The sequence below is a fragment of the Pannonibacter phragmitetus DSM 14782 genome (assembly GCF_000382365.1).
GTDB classification, from domain to species: Bacteria; Pseudomonadota; Alphaproteobacteria; order Rhizobiales; family Stappiaceae; genus Pannonibacter; species Pannonibacter phragmitetus.
In genome coordinates this window covers 81,774-106,493 of sequence record NZ_KB908226.1, presented here as the reverse complement: position 1 = coordinate 106,493, position 24,720 = coordinate 81,774, and the positions used below count along the sequence as shown (strand labels likewise).

Below are 24,720 nucleotides of genomic sequence, written 5' to 3'. Positions count from 1 at the left end.
CTCCTTCCCGGAATATGAGGCCGTGACCTTGATTCTCGCCGCTATGTACTGCCACCGTCTGTGCAAATGCAGAGGTGCAGCTCAGACTAAGACAGGCTAATATAAACGCGATAGCAGCGGGGAGATGCATCAAATGATCCGTACTTTTGCGATTGCGCTGGCGCTGATTCCGAACTTTGCGTTTGCAGGAGAGGGAAGTAAAGTTTTTTTGACCTCGGATCCTTTTAACGAAGTTATGCGCGAGGCTGCAAAGATATCGGGAGCCCGGCTTGTCGGGTTGATTTCAGCCGGTCCCAAAAGTGACAAGTTGAGTGTTGCGGCAAACATTCCTGCTGACTGGAAGAATGAGGAGGTTTGCCTCAAGGTTGTTTCCGCTGACGGACTGTATGAATCCTACAATTCTTACACCGTTGCGCCAGATTGGGAGGGGGGCGAGGTGGTCCTTCCCTACCCAAGTAAAGTTCCAGGTGACGTGCTCAGTATCCCAGCTAACCTCATCTCGGGCGTTCTGCTGAAGGGCAGTTGTGACGCCGATGCGGCTGAGGTGGCTCCGGTCTTCTGGGGCGAGGGGCCTCATGGCGGACTGAAGATCTTGCTGAATACATCGCGGGCCGATGAGACCTATTTGACATTCTCTGACTATCCGGATCAGCAAGAGGTTGTCTGTGAGCCCGTGGATACTGCCTCAAGAACAGCGTTTGATGTGATGTGCAGCCTGCCTGAGGCCCTGGCCAGCAAAGACAGTTTGAAGGCTGTGTTTCTCTCATTCAGAAATGGAGAAATGGGGCGCGAAGAGCACATCATTCTCCGGCCGGGGCGTAAACTTTGAGCAAGGCCGTACCCTCATTGGTGAGGCGGCCCGCAGTTCTGCTGCTTATCTCTTCATCGGCTGGATTGCTCGGCTTCTCTGCCCTCCTGTTGCTATTGGCCATTTCCTCCGGCGTCGGATCTGTCCGGTCAATCGTGCTGGAAGCGCAGGCCACCGGTATGGTGGTCAGGTTTTCCGGACAGTCAAATGACTGGGCATTCAGTGATGTGGTGGTCTGCGTACCGCGTGCGAAGATTGAGCGCACTGCGGAGCGGGGCAGCGGCCAATGTGATGCCCGGCGTTACATAGAAAGCAATGAGGACGACTTCCGTATCAACTGGAGTGCGGGGTCATCTGCACAAGTTACATCACCCTCACCAGGTGTGCTTGTGCTGGATATAACCGGGCAGGCCCGCATGCTTGACCGCACGCGTGTGATCGTGAACCGCGAAAGCTGGCTGGCCGCCGGTGCCCTGACATTTAGCGGCATAGTTCAAATCGGCGATCAGCTTGCCTCGGGCGAGACCAAGATGATCCTGAACGGCAGTTTTGATATCCGGGAGCAACCATTCTGGTCACAGAACACGGAAGTCCTCAAGCGCGGTTCGATCTGGCGTGGAGAAAGCGTTTCCATTGTCTCTTTGGCAGACGGTGCCGCCGAGAGTGTGGAAGTTTTCGGTCACATAACCCCGCTCGACACGGGTAAACCCGGCTTTGCTGTCGGGGTTGTGTCCTCGCCGGGTGATGTTCTGCTGCAACTCGGATTTTTCGGGGCTCAGGAGCCGGTTCAGGTGGCGCCAACGTGGATGGACAGGGCGTTGACGAGCCCGCTCATTCTCGCTCTGGCTGTCATTCTGTCTGTTGTCTTGAGTGTTGGGCAGCTTTCGGGGACTGCTGCTTCGTCCCTGTTGTCGCTGCGTGGCCTGGAGGAAGGTGCTGAAGCTGACGCTCCGGCTTCGTCTCAGCCTCAAGACACCGCCGCAACTGAGAGTGACGCCGTTGTGGCAGAAGGGCGATCCGTCACCATGGCGAATGCCGCGACTTCATCTGCTTTGCAAGATGAGACGCCCGGATCTCAGAGCCTCGTTCGCTGATTAAAAAAACACCCGCCGCTCCAGATCGGGCGGCGGGTTTTGTATGTCTCCCGAAGGTGGCAAGGGGCGGCGCTGGGTGGGCTTGGACCGCCCCTTGCCGTATCACTGCAGCATGGCAGTGATTTCCTCCGCCGTGCCAAAGCCAAGCTTGACGGCGGTTTCGGTGACGCTGGCGTTTTCGGAGAGTGCGGTCTTGGCCACCTTGGCGGCCTTGGCGTAGCCGATATGCGGCACCAGCATGGTGGCCAGCACCAGCGAGTTTTCCAGCATGCCTTCGCACTGGGCCACGTTGGCCTCGATGCCGCTGACGCAGCGCTCGTTCAGCGTGTCCATGGCCTGCATGAGGATGCGCATGGACTGGAGCACGTTGAGAATGATCACCGGCTCGAAGGCGTTGAGCTGCAGCTGCCCGGCCTCGGCGGCCATGGTGACGGTCAGGTCGTTGCCGATCACCTGGAAGGCCACCTGGTTGACCACTTCCGGGATCACCGGATTGATCTTGCCCGGCATGATCGAACTGCCGGCCTGCATCGGCGGCAGGCGGATCTCGTTGAAGCCGGAGCGCGGACCGGAGGACAGAAGCCGCAGGTCGTTGCAGATCTTGGACAGCTTCACCGCAATGCGCTTCAGCACGCCGGAGAAGGTGACATAGGCACCGGCGTCGGAGGAAGCTTCCACGAGGTCGGTCGCGAGCTTCACCTTCATGCCGCAGACGGCTGACAGTTCCTCCACCGCCCGTTCGGCATAGCCGTCCGGCGTGTTGACGCGGGTGCCGATGGCGGTGCCGCCAAGGTTCACCTCCAGCAGCAGCTCCGACAGGCGGCCGATGATGTCGATGTCCTCGCGGATGGTCGCGGCAAAGCCGGCGAACTCCATGCCGAGTGTCATCGGCACCGCATCCTGAAGCTGGGTGCGTCCGATCTTGCGCACATTGGCGAAGGCTCCGGCGCGCTCTGCAAAGGCGCCTGCAAGCCGGGTCTGCGCCTCGCGGAACGCGTCGCACTGGCTGACGATGGCAAGGCGCAGGGCGGTCGGGTAGACATCGTTGGTGGACTGAGACCTGTTTACGTCGTCATTGGGGTGCAGCTGGGCATAGTCGCCCGGCCGGTAACCCATACGGATGAGGCCAAGATTGGCGATCACCTCGTTGGTGTTCATGTTGGTCGAGGTGCCGGCCCCGCCCTGGATCATGTCCACCCGGAAATGCTCGTGATGGTGGCCTGCGATGATCTCGTCGCAGACGGAGGCGATCACGTCATGCTTTGCCTGTGGCAGCACGCCGAGGGCAAGGTTGGCGGCAGCGGCGGCCTTCTTCACCCAGGCCAGCGCCCGGACAAACTCCGGGAAGGCACTGAGCGGAATGCCGGAAATCGGGAAGTTCTCGATGGCGCGGGCGGTATGAATGCCCCACACACAGTCTGCCGGCAGGGACATGCGGCCAAGACTGTCTTCTTCGATGCGCATCTGCTGTTGCATCGCTCTCTCTCACAACAATGTCAGGGATGTGAAATGGGCCGCCAGTTGGCGGCCCATGAGGCTTCTGTCCGGATTACTTCCAGATGCCCGGGTCCCAGGCCTTGCGGTCAAGGTCGAGGTCGTTGAACTTGGCCGGATCGAGGATCGGGCGGGCAACGCCTGCCTTCAGCTGTGTCCGGTAGTCATCGACAACCCGCATGGCGATCGGGAACAGCATGATGATGGCGATCAGGTTGACCAGCGCCAGCAGGCCCATCATCGGATCGGAGAAGAAGAACACCGAGGTTGCCTGCGGAGCGACGGCGCCGAGGAACACCACACCGAGGATCAGCAGGCGCAGCACGAAGACGGCCGGCTTGGAGCGGGTGACGACGGCCAATGCGTTCTCGCCGAGGTAGTAGTTGTAGATGATCGACGAGAAGGCAAAGAGCAGGATGGCTGCAGTGAGGGCATACTTGGACCATTCACCCACATGGCTGACCAGCGACTGCTGCGTCAGAACCACACCGTCGATGCCCTGTGCGCCCGGCACGTAGACATCGCCCAGCAGGATGATCAGCGCCGTGCAGGTGCAGATCAGGATGGTGTCGATGAACACCGACAGCGACTGGGTGATGCCCTGGCTGACCGGGTGGCGGACAAGCGCGGTGGCTGCAACGTTGGGCGCCGAGCCGAGACCGGCTTCGTTGGAGAACAGGCCGCGGCGCAGGCCCTGTGCGATCGCCGCACCCATGCCGCCGGCAACCACTTCCTCAAAGCCAAAGGCCGAGCGGATGATGCGCATCAGCATGTCCGGCACTTCGGTGATGTTGAGGGCGATGACGATCAGCGCCAAGGCGATGTAGCCAAGCGCCATGACCGGAACCACAACATCAGCCGCCTTGGCAATGCGCTTGATGCCGCCAAAGATCACCAAAGCGGTGACAGCCACGATGGCAATGGCCGAATACATGCGGTCGATGCCGAGGGAGTCCTGCACGGCACCGGCCATGGTGTTGCCCTGGAAGGCGTTGAAGCCGAAACCGAAGGAGGCCAGCAGGCAGATGCCATAAACGATGGCAAGCCAGTTGTAGCGCTGGCCAAGGCCGCGGCGGATGTAGTCGGCCGGGCCGCCCCGGAAGCTGCCGTCGCTCTCCTTGCTCTTGTAGAGCTGGGCAAGGGTGCACTCGATCAGGCTGGTCGCCATACCGCAGAGCGCAATGGCCCACATCCAGAACACGGCGCCCGGCCCGCCAAGGGTGATGGCCACGGCCACACCGGCAATGTTGCCGCCGCCGACGCGCCCGCCGACGGAGACAAGCAGCGCCTCACGGGCGGAGATGGTGTTGGGATCGGAGTTGTTGGCATTGGAACCGAGCACGCGGAACATGCGCCCGAAAAACTCGAACTGCACGAAGCCCGACATGATGGTGATGAAAACACCGAACACGACGAGGATCGGGATAAGCGCCCATCCCCAGGTCAAACTGTCAACCAAGCCGAAGAACGACTGAATGTACTCCATGGTTTCCTCCTAACCACCGGCCTTGAATTGGCCGCTATTCATCCCCACTATTTTAGAGAGAGTGTTGCTGCTTAAGGATTCCGCACTTCGCTGCGGAGTGGCGCTGTTTTGCGCTATTTGCGCGCAAAGCGGAGCAAACAATGCTTTCTTACGCATTTTTGACAGTAAAAAAGGGACGCCCGGATGAGCGTCCCTCTCGTTTTTTGTCTGGGTTTTCTTTCACTCTGCGGCGGACAGCTGCACCGTTCTGTCCGCGATGGCCTTCACCAGATTCTCGTCATGGCTGACCAGGATCAGCGCCAGGCCCTGTTTGGCGACGATGTCCGTCAGCAGGGTGATGGTATCCTTCTGGGTGATGGGGTCGAGGCGGGAGGTGGGCTCGTCGGCAAAGAGCAGGACAGGGTCCAGCAGCAGCGCCCGCAGCATGGAAAAGCGCTGCAACTCGCCGCCGGAAATCTCGTCAGCACGCCGGGTCAGCAGGCGGTCTGCGAGGCCCAGCTGCTTCATGAGGGGGGCAACGCGGCTGCGGTCGAGCTTGTGCAGGCGGGTCAGGTCCTCCACCAGCTGCTGCATTGTGGAATGGCGCGGGAAGCTGGCGGGCGGGTCCTGGTAGAGCTTCTGGTAGAGCGGGCGTCCTGATGCTGTCTTGCGCTCTATCCTGCCTTCATCCGGCCTCATCAGGCCGATGAGAATATCCCCCAGCGTGGACTTGCCGCAGCCGGAGGGGCCGGTGATGCCGGTGATTTCGCCGGGGTGAACCGTCAGGCTGACACCCGAGAACAGCCGCCGCCCGCCGCGCGAGGCGGCTACGCCTTCGGCGGTCAGGACAGCCGTTGCGTCCTTGCGGGTGGAGGCGCGTTTGGGCCAGTGCAGCGGGTCGCTCTGGGCCAGTGTCCGCGTATAGGCCGGTCTTTCGGGAGACAGCAGGTCTTTCGTCTTGCCCTGATCGGTGATCTGGCCTTCCTTCATGATCATGAAGTCGCCGCCCAGCTGGCGGGCCAGTTCCAGATCATGGGTGATGGTCAGCAGCGCGCCATCTGTGCCAAGGCCTTCCAGCAGCATGCGGGCCACGTCATCGCGGCGTGCGGCGTCCAGCCCCTTGGTCGGCTCATCGGCAAAGATCAGCCGTCCGCCGCCTGCACGGGCGACCGCAAAGGCCAGCCGCTGTGCCATGCCGCCTGATAATTCATAGGGACGTTTTGCGCCGGACCCGGCTAGACCGAGGCTGGTGAGATCCTTGTCTGTCAGCGCAGAGGCATCGGCAGCGCCGCCCACCAGCGCATGGGTCTCGCGGATCTGCTCAGCCCCGCGCATCAGCGGGTCGAGTGCAAGCCACGGCTCCTGCGGCAGGATGGCGAGAAGCCGGCCCCACAGGGGGCGGATGGCATCGGCATCGCCTGCGGCAAAGCGCTGGCCCTCGAACACGACTTCGCCCGTGGCGGTGAGGCCCTCCGGCAGGGTGCCGAGCACGGCCTGCAGCAGCAGGCTCTTGCCCGAGCCGGTTTCGCCAAGGATCGTCAGCGGCCGTCCGGGTTGCAGCTCCAGCGACACGGGCTGCACGAGCACGTCCTTGCCCGCCAGGACACTCATATTTCGGATGGAAACGGAATGTGTCATGCGCGCGAGCCTGCGATCAGGTTGAGGCCAAGGATGAGGCTGAAGATGGCGGCGACCGGCTGCAGCAGCGCCCAGGGCGCTTCGCGCCAATAGGGCATCAGCTCCACCATCATTTGGCCGAGTTCCGGGGTAGGCGGGCGCACGCCGGCGCTGACGAAGCCGAGAGCGGCAATGGTCATGATGCAGGTGGCCATGCCGAAGGCGGTGGAGGTCAGCATCACCGGAGCGAGTTCCGGCCAGACATGACGGCGGAAGACATAGGCCTTGCCGAAGCCGAGAAGGCCAGACGCCTGAACCGCCGGAGAAGCGAAGATGGGCCTTGAGGCCGCGCGGGCGAGGCGGAAGAACTCGATCCACAGCACCAGCGTCAGGCCGAGCCAGAAGGCCAGCGGCTTCCACGGCACGATCACGCCGATCATCAGCACGATCAGCAGGCCGGGAATGGCCATGAGGGAGTCTGCCAGCAGGGTCAGGATGCGGTCGGTCATGCCGCCCATGCGGCTGGCGGTGACGCCGAGCCCAAGTCCGATTGCCGCTGCGCTCAGGGCGCTTGCAGCCGAAACCGTCAGCGACAGGCGCAGGGCTTCGCCAAGGCGGGCCATCAGCGAGCGGCCCAGATGATCATAGCCGAAGGGGGCAGCAAGGTCGGGGGCAGCAAGCGCCAGCCTCAGGCTCTGGCGCACCGGGCTCATCGGCGAGATCATCGGCGCGATGATGGCCAGAAGCACGGGCAGGCCCACAAGCACGATCCCGGCCCAGAAGGGCAGGGGGCGGAAGCCGCGCCCCTGCTGCGGCATTGCGGAGATATCCATCAGGCGGCCCTCCGGGGATCGATGCGCTGGATGACGAGGTCCAGCAGCGTGTTGAGCAGCACGAAGCCGAGGCCCAGCACCAGCGCGGTGCCCTGCACCATCGGGATGTCGCGGCCGAAGATGGCATGGACCAGCGCATGGCCGATGCCGGGCCAGCCGAAGATGCTTTCCACGATGACGACGCCTTCCACCAGCGTGACGAACTGCATGCCGAGGAAGGCAAGCACCGGCGCGCCGATGTTGCGCAGGCCGTGGCGCAGCAGAATCTGGCCATCGCTGAGGCCCTTGGTTCTGGAGAACTGGTAGAAGGGGGCTTTGGCAACGCCTGCCATCACGTCCCGCGTCACACGGGCGGAAAAGGCGGCAAGGCCGAGGGCGAGAGTGACCGCAGGCAGGATGAAATGCACCGGCTTGCCATGCCCTGCGGCGGGCAGCCAGCCGAGCTGCACGGCAAAGAGCAGGATCAGCACCAGCGCCAGCAGGAACTGCGGCAGGGCGCGGATGCCGGCCGAAACCGTCAGCAGCACCCGGTCCAGCATCCCGCCCGGCTTCAGCCCGGCGAGAATGCCAAGCGGCGGGCCCATGAACAGGGACAGCACGATGGCTGCGCCAGCCAGCTGCACGCTGGCGCCCAGCTGGTGGCGGATTTCGTGCCACACCGGCTCGCCGGAGATCAGCGACTTGCCGAGATCGAAGGTTGCCAGATCCCGCATCCAGATGAGGAAGGCGGTGACGGGGCCACGATCCAGCCCCAGCTCCTGCCTCACGGCCTCGGCGGCGGCGGCGCTCACCATGTCATAGCCATAGCGTCCGGCAGCGATCCGGTAAGCCATGTCGCCAGGAAGGCTCTGCATCATCAGGAAGGTGAGAATGCCGACAAGCAGTGCGACCAGCACCGCCTGTGCAGCCCGCATGGCAAGGCCGCCGGAGAGGCGGCCTGCACGCGTTGCAAGGGAAGGAGAAGACATCAGTTCTTCCAGCTCGCATCCTTCAGGCCGAGCTTGCGCTCGTAAGGATCAAGGATTGCGCCCTGCAGCTTGCCGGAGATGGCGGCGTTCTGCTGATACCAGGCGATGGGCAGCACCGGCAGCTCTTCCTGCAGGATGGCGGTTGCGGTGGCGAACTGCTCTGCGCTGCCGCCGTTGCGGCCGATGGACTTCAGCAGATCCGCGATCTCGGTGTTCTGCCAGTTCATCGCGCCCCAGTCGCCATTGGGGGCATAATCCTGCAGCAGGGTGCCGATCGGGTTTGGCACGAGCGCGAAGTTACGGGCCAGCAGCGCCAGTTCCAGCGAGCCGTCATTGTGACGGGCGGGAATTTCGGAGGAGTTGGTGGAGTTGATCGTCAGCTCGATGCCCACTTCCTGCAGCTGCTGCTGCAGCACGGCAGCCACCAGCGGCAGCTCCGGCCGGTCCGGATAGGTCAGCAGTTCCAGCGTGAAGCGCTCACCGTCCTTTTCGAGAATGCCATCGGAACCGGCCTTCCAGCCCAGCTCTGCCAGCAGTGCGGCAGCGGCCTCCGGGTCATAGGAGAGCGGGGCAAGGGCCGCATTGTGCCAGTCGCCAACGGACGGCGGGAACAGCTGGGTGGCGCCGGCCTGATAGCGCAGCACAGCGATGGCGAGGCCTTCCCGGTCGATGGCAAGGCTCAGCGCCTTGCGGGCTTCCACGGTGTTGAGCTTCGGGTTGGCCGAGTTGACCTTGACCAGCAGCGAGCGTGGGATCGGCACGGAGCGCACGTCCAGCCCCTCCTTGTCCTTCAGCCGGGCGACGGAGGCCGGATCAAGGTTCAGCACATAGTCGGCATCACCGCTTTCGGCCATCAGTGCGCGGGTCTCGGCGCGGCTGACGGAGTTATAGGTGGCCTTGCCGATCTTGGCCGGGCCGCCCCAATACTGGTCGAAGCGGTCTGCTTCCATCTTGCCCGGCGCCTGCAGCAGGGTGATCTTGTAGGCGCCCGAGCCAATGACGGAGGTTGCCATGCCATCGGCGCCATAGGAGGCCGGGGCAAGGATCTGCGAACGGTATTCGGCCAGAAATGCGGGAAGGGCGGCGAAGGGCTCCTTCAGCTTCACCACAAGGTCCGCGCCATCCGCCTCGATGGCTTCGATGGGCGCGCGCTGCAAGAGGCCCGGCTTGCCGCGGGCGATGTTGAGCGCATTGGCCGCCGCTGCCGCATCCGCCGGGGTGCCGTCATGGAACTGGGCGCCGTCCTGCATCTTGAAACGCCAGACGAGGCCATCGCTTTCCACGGCCCAGCTGGCCGCAAGGCCCGGCGTCAGGCGCCCGTCCTGATCCGTGTTCACCAGCGTCTCGGCCACATCCATGGCCAGGAAGATGTTCCCGGAAAGTGAGGGGTCTGCGCCCTTGATCTCGAAGGGGCCAGCCACGTCGATGCTGTCATCGGCAGCAAAGGCGGAGCTTGAAAGCAGCGTGCTGGAAAGGGCTATCGCCAGCGCGAAGGCCTTCAGGTTGGAACGGTAACGCATCGCAGACCTCACTTGGGTTCGAATTGCGTTACGACATAACATAACGGTTTTGGAGCGCAAGGCGTCAGCCATGAAAATTTGTGCGCAGCAAAAACAACGGCGCCGGTGGAGCAAACCCCACCGGCGCCAATCATGTCAGAAGCGGCTTGGCTTCAGAGGCTTACTTCTTGCCCCAGATCTTGCCGTACTGCTCGCGGTAGCCGTTGCCCGGATCGAAGATGTTCTTGTCACCGCCATCGAAGGAGATGTTGTCCTTCGTCACCACATGCAGCGGCGAGGTGTAGCCGGACCATTCGGTGCCGTTCATGGCGCGGTTCAGTTCGTCCACCAGCTGCCAGCCCTGCAGGTTCAGGGGCTCGGCCACAGTCACGGCCTGATACTGGCTGGAGCGGATGCGCTGGTAGGCGCTTTCCGATCCGTCACCGGCCGCAACAGACTTCGGGGCGCCATCGCCGGGGATGCCGGCTGCGGCAAGGCTCGGGCCCATGAAGTCGAAGTAGATGTCGTTGATTGCCAGCGCATGGGTCCAGCTTGCGCCGTACTTCTGCAGAAGCGCGGTGGTCAGCGTCGGCATGCGGGTGGATGTGTCGGCAATCGGGGTGTCGACATATTCGAGCACGGTGCCGCCGAGGCCTTCGATCGTTTCCTTGATCTTGTCGGCCTTGGCGATGGCGATGGCATAGGTGGAATCGGTGAAGATCACCACGCCCGGCTTGCCGCCAGCATCGGCAAAGGCCCACTTGGCCGCAGCCGCCGACACTTCCATGGCATCGGTGGAGACATTGGCGAAGATGCCGTTCTCCGGATCCGGGCCAATGACCGGGCTGGCGTGCCAGCTGACCATGGGGATGCCCGCAGCCTTGGCCTGATCAAGGGCAGCCTTCTGCTCCACCGCGTCAAAGCCGTTGATGATGATGCCGTCCGGCTTGAGGGCAAGGGCCTGGCCGAAGGCGGCGGCACGGCTCTGGATGGAACCCGCACCGTCCAGGACGTTGACGTTCCAGCCGATCATGAAGGCCGCTTCCTGGATGCCGTTGGTGACGCCGAGGACGCCGCCGTTCTTCATGTCGGCGGCCAGAACCACGATGTTCTTGCCTTCCACGGCCGTGGGACCGGAAGTGGGGCCGTCCCAGGTGGTCTTCTGGCCGGCGTATTTCTGCACGTCCGCCATGGCGTCGGAGACGGCATCTGCATGGGCTGCCAGCGTGGTGCCGGCCAGCAGGATGGTTACAGTCAAGAGACGTTTCAGCATGTTGTTTTCCTCCCGGTTGCTGAGTGTCATCAAGGGTCAGCGGGACTTTGCGCCTTTCTTGCGCTGGGCATAGCCCGCGATGCCGATGGCGATGAGCAGGGTGGTGCCGTTGAACAGCGGCTCGACCCAGAAGCTTCCGCCAAACTGCTGGATGCCGGAGATGCCTGCGGCGAGGATCATCACGCCGACAATGGTGCCCCAGACATTGACGCGGCCCGGCTTGATCGTTGTGGAGCCGAGGAAGGCGCCGACAAGGGCGGGCAGCAGGAACTCAAGACCCACCGAGGCCTGGCCGATGCGCAGCTTGGAGGCGAGCAGGATGCCCGCCAGCGCCGTCAACAGGCCGGAGGTGAGGAAGGCGCCGATCACGAACTTGCGCGTCGGAATGCCGTTCAGCTCTGCCGAGCGCTGGTTGGCACCGATGGCATAGAGGTAACGGCCGACAGGCGTGTATTCGAGCACCACCCACATCACCAGCGTGATCGCCAGCACATAGAAGGCCGTGATGGGCAAGCCGAAGATGAAGGTGCCGTTGATGGCATAGAAGGCATCCGGCAGCTGGCCCACCATCTGCCGCCCGCCGGTGTGCCACAGGGCAAGCGCATAAAGGATGGTGCCGGTGCCGAGAGTGGCGATGAAGCTGTCGATGCGGGCGACCTCGACGAGGATGCCGTTGAGAATACCTGTGGCAATGCCGAGCACCAGCACGATGCCGATGGCCACCGGCCAGGGCAGGCCGTAGACCGTCTGCAGCGAGATGGCGAGGATATGCCACAGCACGATGCCGTAGCCGACCGTCAGGTCGATGCGTCCCGCCACCATGGGGATCATGGCCGCAAGCGATAGCAGCGCGATGATCGCCTTGTCCGACAGGATCGACCTGAGGTTCAGCATGGTCGGGAAGGTGTTCGGCAACAGGATCGAGAACAGGATGATGAGGCCGAACATGAGGATGACGAGGCCATAAGTGGGCGCAAGGCGCAGGGCCCGGCCCATCAGGGACAGGCCCTGCAGTTCATCCTTGGTCGGTTCGATGGCGTTGGATTCGATGGAGGGCATGAGGGGCCTCAGGCAGCTTCACCGGCCGATGCGGCCTGGATGAGGGATTCAGTGGACAGTTCGACGCCGCTCAGCTCCGCGACCGCCTGGCCGCGGGAGAAGACGATGGCGCGGTGGCAGATGTTGGCGATTTCCTCGAAGTCGGTGGAGACCACGAGCACGCCCATGCCGCTGGCGAGAGCTTCGTAAAGCAGGTGATAGATCTCCGCCTTGGCGCCGACATCGACACCGGCAGTCGGATCTTCGGTGATCAGCAGCCGCCGGCCGCTGTCCAGCCACCGGCCGACGATGACCTTCTGCTGGTTGCCGCCCGACAGCGCCTCGATCGGCAAGGTGGGGTCGTTGGGCGAAAGACCGACCCGGCGGCCGATTTCCGCCGCCATGTCCTCTTCCTTGCGCGGGCTCATCAGCGACAGCATGCCCCGTCCGGTCGCCGCCGGATTGACATAGGCGTTCTCGCGGATGGTCAGGCCTGTGGCGACGCTTTCCGCCACCCTGTCGCGGGCGACAAGGCCGATGCCCGAAGCCATGGCGGTGATCGGCGACGTCAGATCCGGCGTGCGCCCGTCCAGCACCACAGTGCCGGAATGCGGCATGACGCCGAAGAGCGCGCGGCCAATGTCCTCATGACCCGCACCGCGCAGGCCCGCAAGGCCCAGCAGTTCGCCGCGCCTGAGCTCGAAATCGACAGGCCCCACCTGCCGGGTGAGCAGGGAGCGGACGGAGAGTATGGCCGTGCCTTCCTGCACCTCGGGGCGGCTGATCTCACGGGTCTTGCGGCCAACGATCAGGCTCACCAGTTCTTCCGGCGTCGTGTGGCCGATGGCGCGCAGGCCTGCCATCTGTCCGTCGCGCAGCACAGCCACCCGGTCGGCAATGCGGAAGATCTCGTCCAGCCGGTGGCTGACATAGATCATGCCGACGCCACGGGATTTCAGCGGGCGCAGCGCGTTGAACAGGCGCTCCACCTCGTCGGCGGGAAGGCTGGCGGTGGGCTCGTCCAGAACCAGAAAGTCGCAATCGGCAGCCAGCGCGCGGGCGATGGCGACGAGGGACTTCTGCGTGCGCGTCAGATTGGCAACGCGGGCGGTGGCGGGGAAATCCGCATCCACCAGCTTCAGCGCTTCGGTGGCCATGGCCTCCGTGGCGCTCCAGTCGATCCGGCCGCGCTTGCGCACATAGCCGAGCGCCAGGGCGATGTTCTCGGCAACGCTCATCCATTCGATGAGGCCGAGGTCCTGGTGGATGAAGGCGACTTTCTGATGGCCGCCCTTGCCCGCTTCGTGATGATAGGGCACGCCATCGATCGACACCGTTCCGGTGTCGGCCTTGTGGGTGCCGGACAGAACCTTGATAAGGGTTGACTTGCCCGCGCCGTTTTCGCCCAGAAGTGCGAGGATTTCTCCCCGCTCAACCTTCAGTGAAACCCCGCGCAGGGCCTGCGTGCCGCCAAATGACTTGACGATACGGTCAAAAAACAGACCATCATTAGCCGGTTGCATACCGGTATCTCCTCCCATGTCTCCGTCTCTGCTCTTGCGGCTGAGTTACCGGTAACGTTATGTAGCCTGTATCGCCTCTGATGGGTTGTCAAGGGCAAAGTTATCGATAACATGTTCTGCGTATGCGGTAGGCTGAAAGCGTGATGGACCGGCGGAACAAGGCCAATATGGATGACATCGCCCGCGTGGCGGGGGTGTCGAAGATGACGGTGAGCCGCGTTCTGCGCGGCGGCAGCGGATTCTCCGAGGAAACGCGCGGGAAGGTTCTCGCCGCGGCGGAGACGCTTGGCTATGTGCCCAACCGTCTGGCCGCTGCTTTCGGTTCGGATCAGGCCTCGACGCTGGTGGGCATGTGCGTGCCGCGCCTGAGTTCAAGCCTCTTCGGCCAGGTGCTGGACGGCGTGGACCGCGCCCTGTCCCGGCTCGGCTATCAGCTGATGATCGGGGCCAGCAATCATGCGGTGGAGCAGGAAGAGGATTGGGTGCGGCAGGTGGTGAGCTGGCGGCCGGCCGGCGTCATCCTCTCCGGGCGTCTCCACACGCCGGCCACAGTCGAGCTGCTGCGCCAGTCCGCCATGCCGGTGGTGGAAGTGTGGGAGCTGACGACAAGCCCCGTCGACATGGCGGTCGGCTTTTCCCATTTCGATTGCGGCATGGAAATGGGCCAGTTCCTGCTGCGGCGCGGGCGGCGCAAGGTTGGTTATGTCGGGGCGCTGGGCCTGTCGGATGTGATCAGCTCGGCCAGGCTGGACGGCTTCGAGGCGGCGCTCTCGGCGGGCGGTCATCCGCTGGCGGCGAAGGAAATCCTCATCGACAACCCCGGCTTCTACCGGGGCTTCTACGGGCTGGAGACCCTGCTCGCGCGCGAGCCGGATCTTGATGCGGTCTATTTCCACAACGACGAAATGGCCATCGGCGGCCTTGCCTATTGCGAGGCGCGAGGCATCCGCGTGCCGGAGGATCTGGGCATCGCCGGCTGGGGCGGCATGGAAGCGGCTTCCGTCCTGCCGCGCCGCCTGACGACCACGGTTGTTCCCGCCACCGCCATCGGCAAATCCGCCGCCGAAGCCCTCGTCGCCCGCCTGCGCGGCGAACCGGGGCAGGATATCACGGTTGTCCCGACGCGGCTGGTCCCGGGGGAGACGGCGTAGGAGGGAGTGTCGGCTTCAGCCTTGTGAAGGCTACAGCCGCTGGGCTCCGATCCCTCTCCCCCCTTGAGGGGGAGATGCCCCCGGCAGGGGGCAGAGGGGGGTAAGGGGCTGTCTGCTTGCGAGAGAGATTCTGCCGTACTGAGGCGCTGCTACCCCCCTCTGTCAGCTTGCGCTGACATCTCCCCCTCAAGGGGGGAGAGGGGCTCTGCGGTCTGCTCCGCCCGCAGTCCGCTTCAAACACTGCCCCATCCCTTAGAGGAGGGGCAGTGTTCAGTTTTGTTGTCAGGACGCCGACAGGCCCCAGGGGCCGTGGTGGGCGTCCTTGCCGTCGAGGCGGTCGAAGCCGTGGGCGCCGAAGAAGTCGCGCTGGGCCTGGATCATGTTGGCGGTGCCGCGTGCCGTGCGCATCAGGTCGAACCAGGCAAGGCCCGAGGCCAGAGCCGGAACCGGCAGGCCGTTGAGCGCGCCGAGGGCGACGATCTTGCGCAGGGCCGGAAGCGCTGCCTCGATGCGGCGGGCAAAGTCCGGCGCCATGATCAGGTTGCGCGTGGCATCTTCCGTCAGGGCGCTGGCCATGTCGTTCAGCATGTCCGAGCGGATGATGCAGCCAGCACGCCACACGCGGGCGATGTCCGGCAGCGGCAGATTCCAGCCGAAGGTGGCCGAGGCTGCGGTCATCATGGTGAAGCCCTGCGCATAGCACAGGATCTTGCCCGCGATGAGGGCCTGCTCCAGCTCGTCAGCAGAAGGCGCATCGGCGAGCTTCTGCGGGGCTGCGCCATAGAGCGCTTCACCGGCCTTGCGCTCGTCCACGCGGGACGAAACGTTGCGCGCCATCACGGCAGCCTCGATCACCGGCACCGGAGCGCCGAGATGCTGGGCTTCGATGACGGTCCAGCGGCCCGTGCCCTTTTGCCCGGCAGCATCCAGAATCACGTCCAGCATCGGCTGGCCGGTCAGCGGATCGGTGGCGGCGGCGACGGCGCCGGAGATTTCCACCAGATAGGAGCGCAGGGTGCCTTCGTTCCACTTCTGGAAGATGGCGGCTGCATCGGCTGCACCAAGACCCATGCCGTCGCGCATGATGCCGTAGACTTCGGCGATCATCTGCATGTCGGCATATTCGATGCCGTTGTGCACGGCCTTGACGAAGTGGCCGGCGCCAGCTTCGCCCATCCAGGTGGCGCAAGGCGTGTCACCGTGGCGGGCGGCAATGGCGGTGAGAACCGGCTTCACCCGCTCGAAATCGGCCGGGTTGCCGCCAGCCATGATCGAGGGGCCGTGACGGGCCCCTTCCTCGCCGCCGGACACGCCGATGCCCATGAAGCGGACGCCAAGGTCTGCGGCGGCGCGGCGGTTGGTGTCGTGGAAGTTGGCGTTGCCCGCGTCGATGATCAGGTCGTCCTTGCCGAGCAGCGGAGCCAAGGCCTCGATCTGGTCATCCACGGCCTTGCCGGCCGGGACCATGAGGATGATGGCACGCGGCGGCTTGATGGCCGCCACCAGCTCCTTCAGGCTCTCGGTGGGAACCACGTTCGCGGCCAGACCGCCGGCTTCTGCATGGAAGCGGCGGGTCACGTCCGTGGTGCGGTTCCACACTGCAATGCGAAAGCCTTTTTCGGCGATGTTCAGCGCCAGTGCGGCACCCATCGTGCCAAGTCCGATGAGCCCGATCTCTGCCGAAGTCATGGCCATTGTAGTCCTTTCCGGTTCAGGATCACGGAGTAGACGCTGGTCGTCGCCGTGATGAAGAGCTGATGTTTCGCCCTGCCGCCGAAACAGAGGTTGGACACCAGTTCCGGCACAAGGATCTTGCCCATGAGGTGGCCCTCCGGGGCGATGCAGTGGACGCCATCGGCAGCCGAGGACCACAGATTGCCGTCCTCGTCTACCCGGAATCCATCGGCACAGCCTGGCTGGATCGTGTGGAACACACGCCCCTCGCTGGGTCTGCCGTTCTTCATGGCATAAACCCGGATGTGCTGGGGATCGCTGCCGAACATGCGGCCGGTATCGGCAACATAGAGCAGGCTCTCATCCGGGCTTAATGCCAGTCCGTTGGGACAGGCCATATCATCGATCACTTTGTCAATGGTGCCGTCGGGGTCAACCCGGTAGACCGCGCAGGGCAGTTCCTGTTCGGACTTGAAGCCCTCGTAATCGGTCATGATCCCGTAGTGGGGATCGGAGAACCAGATGGCGCCATCGCGCGAGACGATGACATCATTGGGGGAATTCAGCCGCTTGCCCTCGAACTGGCCGGCGATCACGGTGATCGAGCCGTCCCATTCTGTGCGGGTGACGCGGCGCGTGCCATGCTCGCAGGAGATCAGCCGCCCCTGCCGGTCACGGGTGTGGCCGTTGGCATAGTTGGAGGGCGCGCGGTAGGTGGTCACCCCGTCCGGCGTCCAGCGCATGATGCGGTTGTTGGGGATGTCGGAGAAAAGCAGGTGCCCGGCATCGCCGAACCAGACCGGGCCTTCCACCCAGTCAAAGCCGGCGGCGATCCGTTTCACCGGCGCATTGCCGAGGACGTAGGTCTGGAAAACCGGGTCAATGACCTCGAAGAACGACATGAAACCTCCCTGTCCCTGCGGGCCGCTGGTCCGGCCTGATTGCAGGTAGCGTTACCACCTGAGGCGTGGGCAAGAAAGGCGTTTACGCGACGAGGCGGTCTGAGTTTGAGAAAGGCCGCGCCCGGCGGCCCTCGCGGGCCAGTGGGGTGCCGGGCGCGGCAGCTGGGTGAGGACCCCGTCAGGAGAAGGCGATCTGTGCCTTCATGGCCTGGCTGCGGTCTGAGGCCAGCAGGAAGGCTTCCTCTGCCTTGTCGAGGCCAACCGTGTGGGTGATCAGCGGCTTCACGTCGATGAGGCCCTTCTGCATCAGGCTGACGCCCACGGCGAATTCCGGATGGAAGCGGAACGAGCCGCGCAGATCCAGTTCCTTGGCCGTGATGGCCATCATCGGCACGCTCATGTCGCCGCCAAGGCCAAGCTGCAGGATGATGCCGCGCGGGCGCAGGGCCGCGATGCCGCCAGCCAGCGCCGGGGCCGCACCCGAGCACTCGTAGAGCACGTCGAAATAGCCCTTGTCAGCGTTGTAGGCAGCCAGCGCGTCCGGTTCGCTCGCCATGTTGATGGTGCGGTCTGCGCCTACCTTGCGTGCCAGCGCCAGCGTGAAGTCCGACAGGTCGGTCGCCACGATTTCCTGCGCGCCGGCGCGGCGGGCGGCGAGGATCGACAGGATGCCGATGGGGCCGCAGCCGGTCACCAGCACGCGCTTGCCCAGCATGTCGCCCGCGCGGCGGGTGGCGTGCAGGGTCACGGCCAGCGGCTCAGCCATGGCAGCTTCGCCCGGCGTCAGGCCGGTTGCGTCGACGCACTGGAACTGGTCAGCCACCAGCACTTCGCGGAAGGCGCCCTGAATGTGCGGGAAGGGCATGGCCGAGCCGTAGAAGCGCATGTTGAGGCACTGGTTCGGCAGGCCCTCAAGGCAGTACTTGCAAGCGCGGCAGGGGCGGGACGGGGACACGGCCACAAGCTGGCCTTCGGTGTAACCGGTGACGCCGGGACCGACGCTCTCCACATAGGCGGAGACTTCGTGACCGAGAATCATCGGCTCGCGCAGGCGCACGGTGCCGAAGCCGCCGTGGTTGTAGTAATGCAGGTCCGAGCCGCAGACGCCGCCGGTGGCAAGGCGCAGGCGCAGCTGGCCTTCGCCCGGGGTTTCCTCCGGGCGCTCTTCGACGCGAAGATCCTTGGCGGCGTGAATGACGATGGCACGCATGGGTGTGATCCTTACAGAACCGGCGCCGGCAGGGGCTTGCCGGCGAAATGGGCGGTCAGGTTGTCGCGCAGCAGCTGGCCCATGGCCTTGCGGGTCTCGATAGTGCCCGAGGCATGGTGCGGCTGCAGCAGCACGTTGTCGAGCTTGAGGAAGCGCGGGTTGAGCTTCGGCTCGCCTTCGAACACGTCAAGCGCGGCCGAACCGAGCTTGCCACTCTCCAGTGCATCCAGAAGCGCCTCTTCGTCAATGTTGGAAGCGCGGCTGATGTTGATCAGCATGCCTTCCGGCCCCAGAGCCTCGATCACCTTCGGGCCAACGATGTGCCGTGTGGCAGCCGATGCGGCGAGGGTGACGAACAGGAAATCGGAACGGGCAGCCAGTGCAACCGGGTCCTGAATGAACTCCCACTGCGAGGCGTAATCCTTGGCGGACACGTCCGAGTAAGCAATCTCCATGTCAAAACCAGCGAGGCGCTTGGCCACTTCATAGCCGATGCGGCCAAGGCCCAGCACGCCAGCCTTGCGGCCCCAGACGCGGCGCTTCAGCGGATAAAGCCCCTTGGCAGCCCACGAGCCGTCCTTCACCCAGGTTTCCGCGCCGATCATGCCGCGCGACTGCACCAGCATCATGGCAACGCCAAGGTCGGCAACGTCATTGGTCAGCACGTCCGGCGTGTTGGTCACGCGGATGCCGCGGGCCTTGGCCGCGTTCAGATCCACCGCATCATAGCCGACGCCATAGACGCTGATGACTTCGAGATTCGGGCAGGCTGCGATCATGTCAGCATTGGCGCCCAGCTCGCCGCGTGTGGCGATGCCGCGGATTTGCGGGCCTACTTCAGCAAGGAAAGCCGCCTTGTCCGCCGCCTCGAAATAGCGGTGCACGGTGAAGGCTTCATCAAGGGGAATCTGGTCCCACTCCGGGTACGGTCCAACCTGGAGGAGGTGGGGCTTGCTCATTCTTGTCTCCGTAAGCTTCGTGCTTGACATCAAATGTTATCGATAACATAAACAGGGTCACACGAACTTGTCGAGTGGTTTTCTGACAAAGGGGAAGAGAGTGAGCCTTCAGCTATTTGACCTGACCGGACGCCGTGCACTGGTAACCGGTTCCTCGCAGGGTATCGGTCTTGCGCTTGCCAAGGGGCTTGCTGCGGCCGGTGCGCAGGTGGTCCTGAATGGCCGGGATGCGGCGCGTCTGGCCGAAGCTGCGGCCCAGATTCCGGGTGCGGAAACCCTCGCATTTGACGTGACGGATCACGAAGGTGTCCGCGCTGCCGTCGATGCCTTCGAGGCGAAGAATGGCGCCATCGACATTCTTGTGAACAACGCCGGCATGCAGCACCGCGCCCCGCTGGAAGACTTCCCGGCGGATGCCTTCGAGCGCCTGCTGCAGACCAACATTGCCAGCATCTTCCATGTGGGTCAGGCCGTTGCCCGCCACATGATCAAGCGCGGCAAGGGCAAGATCATCAACATCGCCAGCGTGCAGACCGCGCTCGCCCGCCCGTCCATCGCCCCCTACACCGCCACCAAGGGCGCTGTCGGCAACCTGACCAAGGGCATGGCCACCGACTGGGCCAAGTATGGCATCAACTGCAACGCCATCGCGCCGGGCTATTTCGACACGCCGCTCAACGCCGCGCTCGTGGCCGATCCAGCCTTCTCCGCATGGCTGGAAAAGCGCACGCCTGCGGGCCGCTGGGGCAAGGTCGAGGAACTGGTTGGCGCCTGCGTGTTCCTGTCCTCGGAAGCAGCCTCCTTCGTCAACGGCCACGTGCTGTTCGTTGACGGCGGCATCACGGCCTCGCTGTGATGAGCACCCGCATCATTCTCATGGGCGTTGCCGGTTGCGGGAAGTCGAGCGTGGGCGAGGCCATCAGCGCCCGCACTGGCATTGCCTACCGGGACGGTGACGACCTGCATCCGGCTGCCAATGTCGAGAAGATGCGCGCAGGCATTCCCCTGACCGACGAGGACCGCTGGCCCTGGCTCGATCAGGTGGGCCGGGAACTTGCGGACAAGGCACCGCTCATCATCGGCTGCTCGGCGCTGAAGCGGGTCTACCGCGACCGCATCCGGGCGCTGGCCGGCGGGCCGGTGACCTTCGTGCATCTGGCCGGCTCGCGCGATCTCATCGCCGGGCGCATGGCGCAGCGCACGGGGCATTACATGCCCCTGTCGCTGCTCGACAGCCAGTTCGCGGCGCTGGAAGTGCCGCAGCCGGATGAAGGCGCGCTGACCGCCGACATCAGCCAGCCGCTCGATGTGCTGGTGGATGGCATCGTCAAGGGGCTGAATCTGGAGGAGATCAAGGCATGACTGGACATGTTGCGCTGATTGGCGCAGGCGCCATGGGCGGTGCAATTGGCGCCCGTATCGTTGAAACCGGCACGCCGCTGAAGGTGTTCGATCTGGACACCGCCAAGGTGGATGTGCTCGTGGCCAAGGGCGCTGTGGCTGCGGCCAGTGCTGCGGAAGCTGCATCTGGCGCCAAGGCCGTGATCCTCAGCCTCAATGCTCCTCGCATCGTCCGTGCCGCCGTTTTCGGCGCTGGCGGCGTTGCAGAAGGGGCGGCATCGGGCACGCTGATCATCGACATGTCGTCGATCGATCCGGAAGCCACGCGCCAGCTTGCTGCGGATGCGGCTGAAAAGGGCCTGCGCTGGGTGGACAGCCCGCTGTCCGGCGGCATTCCGAAGGCGGCCATCGGCCAGCTTACCCTGATGCAGGGCGGGGCAGAGGCAGACGTGAAGGAAGCGCAGCAGGTGCTTTCCGGCGTTGCCAGCAACCAGACCCACATGGGCCCGGCGGGCGCAGGCCAGACCACCAAGCTGATCAACCAGGTGCTCTGCGGCCTTGGCTTCCTGGCCGTCGCCGAAGCCACCGCGCTGGCGGAAGCCGCCGGTGTGGAAGTGACCCGCATTCCGCAGGCGCTCAAGGGCGGGCGCGCCGATAGCGCCATCCTGCAGGAATACATGCCCCGCTTTGCCGCGCGCGACTACCGCCGCACGGGGCGCATCGACAACATGGTGAAGGACCTCAACGGCGCGCAGGATCTTGCCCGCCTGACCCACACCGCCATGCCGCTGACCGCCATTTGCGCCGAGGTGCACCGCATGCTGACCGCAGCGGGCCTTGGCGGAGAAGATCAGGCCGCCTTGATGGAGTTCTTCAAGGGGCCCAACCAGGAGAACTTCGAATGATCACCCGCTACGCCCTGTTCGAGGGCAAGGTTCATGAAGGCCAGGACGCAGCTTTCCGTGAGGCCGTTCTGTCTGAAATCCTGCCGAAGTGGAAGGGTTTCCCCGGTGCGCTGGCCGTGCGTGTCACCTTCGCGGAAAGCCGCGACGAGGGCGCTCCGGAATATCCGATGATCCTCGCCATCAGCTATCCGGACCTCGCCACGGTTGAAGCTGCTCTTGCCAGCCCGATCCGGGCCGAGGCGCGTGCTGCGACCGAGTCCGTGCTGGAGCGCTTCTTCACGGGCCGGATCCATCACCACATCACCACGGCACACGACCACGTTCTGGCTGGCTGAGTTTCCAGCCGGAGAGCCTTGCGGTAATACCGGAAGGTCACATTAACTCCAGCTCCACGGCCCCCGATGCGCCAGACCCGCAAACCGCCCACCATGGCTGATGTCGCCCGCGTCGCGGGCGTCTCACCCATGACCGTCAGCCGGGCCTTCAAGGACGGCAGTTCGGTCTCCGAGGCAACGCGCACGGCGATCCATCAGGCGGCCGAGGAGCTGGGGTATGTTTTCGACAGCACGGCCTCCAACCTGCGCTCGCAGCGCACGGGCTTCGTCGCCGTCAGCATTCCCTCGCTGAACAACGCCAACTTTGCCGAGACGGTCGGCGGCCTGTCCGACACGCTGAAGAAACATGGCCTCCAGATCCTTTTGGGCTACACCAATTACGATATTCACGCCGAAGAGCAGCTGATCGAGCAGCTGCTGCAGCGCAGGCCCGAGGCAATTGTCGTCACCGGCGGCAGGCATACGCCGCGTGCCCGCAAGCTGCTGGAAAACGCTGCGATTCCCGTCATCGAGACTTGGGATCTGCCCCGCGCGCCCATCGGCCATGTGGTCGGCTTTTCCAACGAGGCTGCCGTGCGCGCGATGGTGGAGCATTTCGTGGCGCGGGGCCTGCGCAAGATCGCCTTCATCGGCGGGGATGCGGACCGCGACACACGCGGCACCGACCGCCGCAACGGGTTCATCTTGGCCATGAAGGCTTACGGACTGGACACAGGCCGGCTGATTGCGGCCGGTGTGCCGCCTATTTCCATGCGGGAAGGGGCCAATGCCATGGGCCGCCTTCTGGAAGAAATGCCGGACACGGAAGCCGTCATCTGCGTGTCCGATCTTTCGGCCTTCGGCGCTCTCACCGAATGCCAGCGCCGGGGCGTGCCGGTGCCGGAGCGCATTTCCATCGCTGGCTTCGGTGACTATGAAATTGCCGGCATTTCCGTGCCCTCGCTGACCACGATCAACCCGCATCCGCGCCAGATCGGCGAGCGGGCCGCCGGGATCATCATCGAGGCCCTTGGTGGCAAGACCATCTCCCGCCAGACCATCGCCATCGCCCCCGTCCTGCAGATCCGCGGCAGCAGCGTTTAAGGCATTCGGTTGCCCCCATCCTCCGTCATGGGGTGATGATGGTATAGTGATGTTTCTGATTTTAATGGGTTTTCTGATTTTTCCTGTTGCGCCCGCTCCATCCTCCGTCCTGCCATGACTTGATCATGGCGTCCATCCCCTGTCGCCTCAGCGGTGTAGGCGTGTGATTGGGGGTGCGTGACGGTGCGGGGGGGCGAGGCTGTGCCGTGCGGGTGGGGAACGGCGTGGATGCCATGGTCGAGCCATGGCATGACGAAAGTTATTGATTTTAATGGGTTTTCTGTTCTCTCGTGTTGCGCCCGCTCCATCCTCCGTCCTGCCATGACTTGATCATGGCATCCATTCCCTGCCGCCTCAGCGGTGTAGGCGTGTGATTGGGGGTGCGTGACGGGGGGGGGGCGAGGCTGTGCCGTGCGGGTGGGGAACGGCGTGGATGCCATGGTCGAGCCATGGCATGACGAAAGCTATTGATTTTTCCCGCCTCTCCCCTCACCAAATACAAAAGGGCGGCCCGTTGCCGGACCGCCCTTCTGAACACTCATGCGCTGCAGATTACTTCTGCAGGGCGACGATGGCGTTGACGAGGGTGTCGCCGTTCTCGGCAATGAAGTTGTCCCACACCGGGCGGACGACTTCCTGGAAGGCGGCGGCGTCGACGTCGCTGTTGACGGTCATGCCGGCAGAGGTCAGTTCGGCGATCATGGTCGCTTCCTTTTCCTGGGCCAGCTTGCGCTGCATGGCGACGGCTTCGGCAGCCACTTCGGTGATGACCTTCTGCTCGTCAGCGGTGAGGCCCTTGAACTTGTCATTGTTCATGACGAGAGCAAGGTTGGAGTAGGCGTGCTGGGTGAGCGACAGGTACTTCTGCACTTCGTAGAACTTGAAGGACAGAACGATGCCGATCGGATGGTCCTGCGCGTCCACAACGCCGGTTTCCAGCGCGGTGTAGAGCTCGGCCACCGGCAGCTGCTGCGGGTTTGCGCTCAGCAGGGTGAACATGTCGTTCAGGGCCTTGGAGTTGTTGACGCGCATGCGCAGGCCCGCAAGGTCAGCCGGCGTCTTGATCGGGCCGCGGCTGTTGGTCATGTTGCGGTAGCCGTTTTCCGGGAAACCCAGAACCTTCATGCCCAGCGGCTCGAACTTGGCGGCAATGCCCTGGCCGATTTCACCATCCAGAACCTTGTAGGCGATTTCGCGGTTCGGGAACATGAAGGGCAGCTCGACCACGCCGGCGTCCTTGACGAGGCCGGTGAAGTTGTTGAGGCCCGACATGGCGATGTCGATGATGCCCGAACGGGTGCCGTCGATCATGGCCGCATCATTGCCCAGCTGGCCCTGAGGGAAGATGTTGACCGTTACCGAACCATTGGTGCGGGCCTCGACCTGCTCCTTGAAGAAAACGGCAAGGTTCTGCTGCAGATCCGTTTCCGGTGCGGCATGTGCGAACTTCAGCGTGGTCTGCGCCTGTGCGCTGACAGCGGCAAGGGTCAGGGCAGTGGCGAGGCCAAGGGCTTTCAGGACTTTCTTCATGCTGTACTCCTCCCAGAA

Annotated in this window: 22 protein-coding genes; 8 read left to right on the top strand and 14 right to left on the bottom strand. The window is 64.0% G+C overall.

Translation table 11 applies throughout. The annotated features are described in order from the left end of the window. The first annotated feature begins 133 nt into the window (after positions 1-133). The gene (locus H163_RS0115955; protein ID WP_019965608.1) at positions 134-829 is read left to right on the top strand and encodes a hypothetical protein; all 696 of its coding nucleotides are present in this window, start codon (positions 134-136) and stop codon (positions 827-829) included. Next, positions 826-1,902 carry a hypothetical protein gene (locus H163_RS0115950; protein ID WP_026355928.1) on the top strand — a complete coding sequence of 359 codons (1,077 nt, stop codon included), beginning with the start codon at positions 826-828 and terminating at the stop codon, positions 1,900-1,902. Before H163_RS0115955 ends, H163_RS0115950 begins: the two co-directional genes overlap by 4 nt. A gap of 102 nt (positions 1,903-2,004) precedes the next feature. Here H163_RS0115950 and H163_RS0115945 read toward each other — a convergent pair whose 3' ends face one another. From H163_RS0115945 to H163_RS0115905, 9 genes are all read right to left on the bottom strand, one after another. Next, complete coding sequence (locus tag H163_RS0115945) at positions 2,005-3,378, bottom strand: aspartate ammonia-lyase (RefSeq protein ID WP_019965606.1); 1,374 nt, start codon at positions 3,376-3,378, stop codon at positions 2,005-2,007. A gap of 73 nt (positions 3,379-3,451) precedes the next feature. Then, complete coding sequence (locus H163_RS0115940; RefSeq protein WP_019965605.1) at positions 3,452-4,882, bottom strand: alanine/glycine:cation symporter family protein; 1,431 nt, start codon at positions 4,880-4,882, stop codon at positions 3,452-3,454. A gap of 219 nt (positions 4,883-5,101) precedes the next feature. Next, the gene (locus tag H163_RS0115935; RefSeq protein ID WP_026355927.1) at positions 5,102-6,499 is read right to left on the bottom strand and encodes an ABC transporter ATP-binding protein; all 1,398 of its coding nucleotides are present in this window, start codon (positions 6,497-6,499) and stop codon (positions 5,102-5,104) included. After that, a complete protein-coding gene (locus H163_RS0115930; RefSeq protein ID WP_019965603.1) occupies positions 6,496-7,311 on the bottom strand; it encodes an ABC transporter permease in 816 nt (271 codons plus the stop codon). The genes H163_RS0115935 and H163_RS0115930 overlap by 4 nt, the downstream gene beginning before the upstream one ends. Next, positions 7,311-8,279, bottom strand: coding sequence for an ABC transporter permease (locus tag H163_RS0115925; protein WP_019965602.1), 969 nt, complete (start codon positions 8,277-8,279; stop codon positions 7,311-7,313). The genes H163_RS0115930 and H163_RS0115925 overlap by 1 nt, the downstream gene beginning before the upstream one ends. Beyond that, positions 8,279-9,799 (bottom strand): ABC transporter substrate-binding protein, encoded by a 1,521-nt coding sequence (locus H163_RS0115920; RefSeq protein WP_019965601.1) that lies wholly within the window; start codon positions 9,797-9,799, stop codon positions 8,279-8,281. The genes H163_RS0115925 and H163_RS0115920 overlap by 1 nt, the downstream gene beginning before the upstream one ends. A 160-nt stretch (positions 9,800-9,959) precedes the next feature. Continuing rightward, on the bottom strand, positions 9,960-11,051 hold the full coding sequence (locus tag H163_RS0115915) for a substrate-binding domain-containing protein (protein WP_026355924.1): 1,092 nt from the start codon (positions 11,049-11,051) through the stop codon (positions 9,960-9,962). Between the two features lie 36 nt (positions 11,052-11,087). Then, positions 11,088-12,110 (bottom strand): ABC transporter permease, encoded by a 1,023-nt coding sequence (locus H163_RS0115910; protein WP_019965599.1) that lies wholly within the window; start codon positions 12,108-12,110, stop codon positions 11,088-11,090. An 8-nt stretch (positions 12,111-12,118) separates the two neighbouring features. Further along, complete coding sequence (locus H163_RS0115905) at positions 12,119-13,612, bottom strand: sugar ABC transporter ATP-binding protein (RefSeq protein ID WP_019965598.1); 1,494 nt, start codon at positions 13,610-13,612, stop codon at positions 12,119-12,121. Between the two features lie 143 nt (positions 13,613-13,755). Here H163_RS0115905 and H163_RS0115900 point away from each other — a divergent pair, with 143 nt between their 5' ends. Further along, on the top strand, positions 13,756-14,763 hold the full coding sequence (locus H163_RS0115900) for a LacI family DNA-binding transcriptional regulator (protein WP_019965597.1): 1,008 nt from the start codon (positions 13,756-13,758) through the stop codon (positions 14,761-14,763). Positions 14,764-15,045: 282 nt separating this feature from the next. Here the strand turns inward: H163_RS0115900 and gndA are convergent, their stop codons facing one another. From gndA to H163_RS0115880, 4 genes are all read right to left on the bottom strand, one after another. Then, positions 15,046-16,452: an NADP-dependent phosphogluconate dehydrogenase gene (gene gndA / locus H163_RS0115895; RefSeq protein WP_040679077.1), complete on the bottom strand. Its 1,407-nt coding sequence runs from the start codon at positions 16,450-16,452 to the stop codon at positions 15,046-15,048. Next, on the bottom strand, positions 16,449-17,339 hold the full coding sequence (locus H163_RS0115890; protein WP_019965595.1) for an SMP-30/gluconolactonase/LRE family protein: 891 nt from the start codon (positions 17,337-17,339) through the stop codon (positions 16,449-16,451). Before H163_RS0115890 ends, gndA begins: the two co-directional genes overlap by 4 nt. 178 nt (positions 17,340-17,517) lie before the next feature. Further along, a complete protein-coding gene (locus tag H163_RS0115885) occupies positions 17,518-18,549 on the bottom strand; it encodes an L-idonate 5-dehydrogenase (RefSeq protein ID WP_019965594.1) in 1,032 nt (343 codons plus the stop codon). An 11-nt stretch (positions 18,550-18,560) separates the two neighbouring features. Beyond that, a complete protein-coding gene (locus H163_RS0115880) occupies positions 18,561-19,508 on the bottom strand; it encodes a 2-hydroxyacid dehydrogenase (RefSeq protein ID WP_019965593.1) in 948 nt (315 codons plus the stop codon). 100 nt (positions 19,509-19,608) lie between these two features. Here H163_RS0115880 and H163_RS0115875 point away from each other — a divergent pair, with 100 nt between their 5' ends. From H163_RS0115875 to H163_RS0115855, 5 genes are all read left to right on the top strand, one after another. Then, positions 19,609-20,364: an SDR family oxidoreductase gene (locus H163_RS0115875; RefSeq protein WP_019965592.1), complete on the top strand. Its 756-nt coding sequence runs from the start codon at positions 19,609-19,611 to the stop codon at positions 20,362-20,364. Continuing rightward, positions 20,364-20,870, top strand: coding sequence for a gluconokinase (locus H163_RS0115870; protein ID WP_019965591.1), 507 nt, complete (start codon positions 20,364-20,366; stop codon positions 20,868-20,870). Before H163_RS0115875 ends, H163_RS0115870 begins: the two co-directional genes overlap by 1 nt. Then, a complete protein-coding gene (locus H163_RS0115865) occupies positions 20,867-21,754 on the top strand; it encodes an NAD(P)-dependent oxidoreductase (protein WP_019965590.1) in 888 nt (295 codons plus the stop codon). The genes H163_RS0115870 and H163_RS0115865 overlap by 4 nt, the downstream gene beginning before the upstream one ends. Continuing rightward, positions 21,751-22,089 carry a hypothetical protein gene (locus H163_RS0115860; protein ID WP_019965589.1) on the top strand — a complete coding sequence of 113 codons (339 nt, stop codon included), beginning with the start codon at positions 21,751-21,753 and terminating at the stop codon, positions 22,087-22,089. The genes H163_RS0115865 and H163_RS0115860 overlap by 4 nt, the downstream gene beginning before the upstream one ends. Before the next feature lie 66 nt (positions 22,090-22,155). Next, entirely contained in the window at positions 22,156-23,172 is a 1,017-nt protein-coding gene (locus H163_RS0115855; RefSeq protein ID WP_019965588.1) for a LacI family DNA-binding transcriptional regulator, read from the top strand. A gap of 552 nt (positions 23,173-23,724) precedes the next feature. Here the strand turns inward: H163_RS0115855 and H163_RS0115850 are convergent. Further along, positions 23,725-24,702 carry a TRAP transporter substrate-binding protein gene (locus tag H163_RS0115850; protein ID WP_019965587.1) on the bottom strand — a complete coding sequence of 326 codons (978 nt, stop codon included), beginning with the start codon at positions 24,700-24,702 and terminating at the stop codon, positions 23,725-23,727. Positions 24,703-24,720 lie beyond the last annotated feature (18 nt).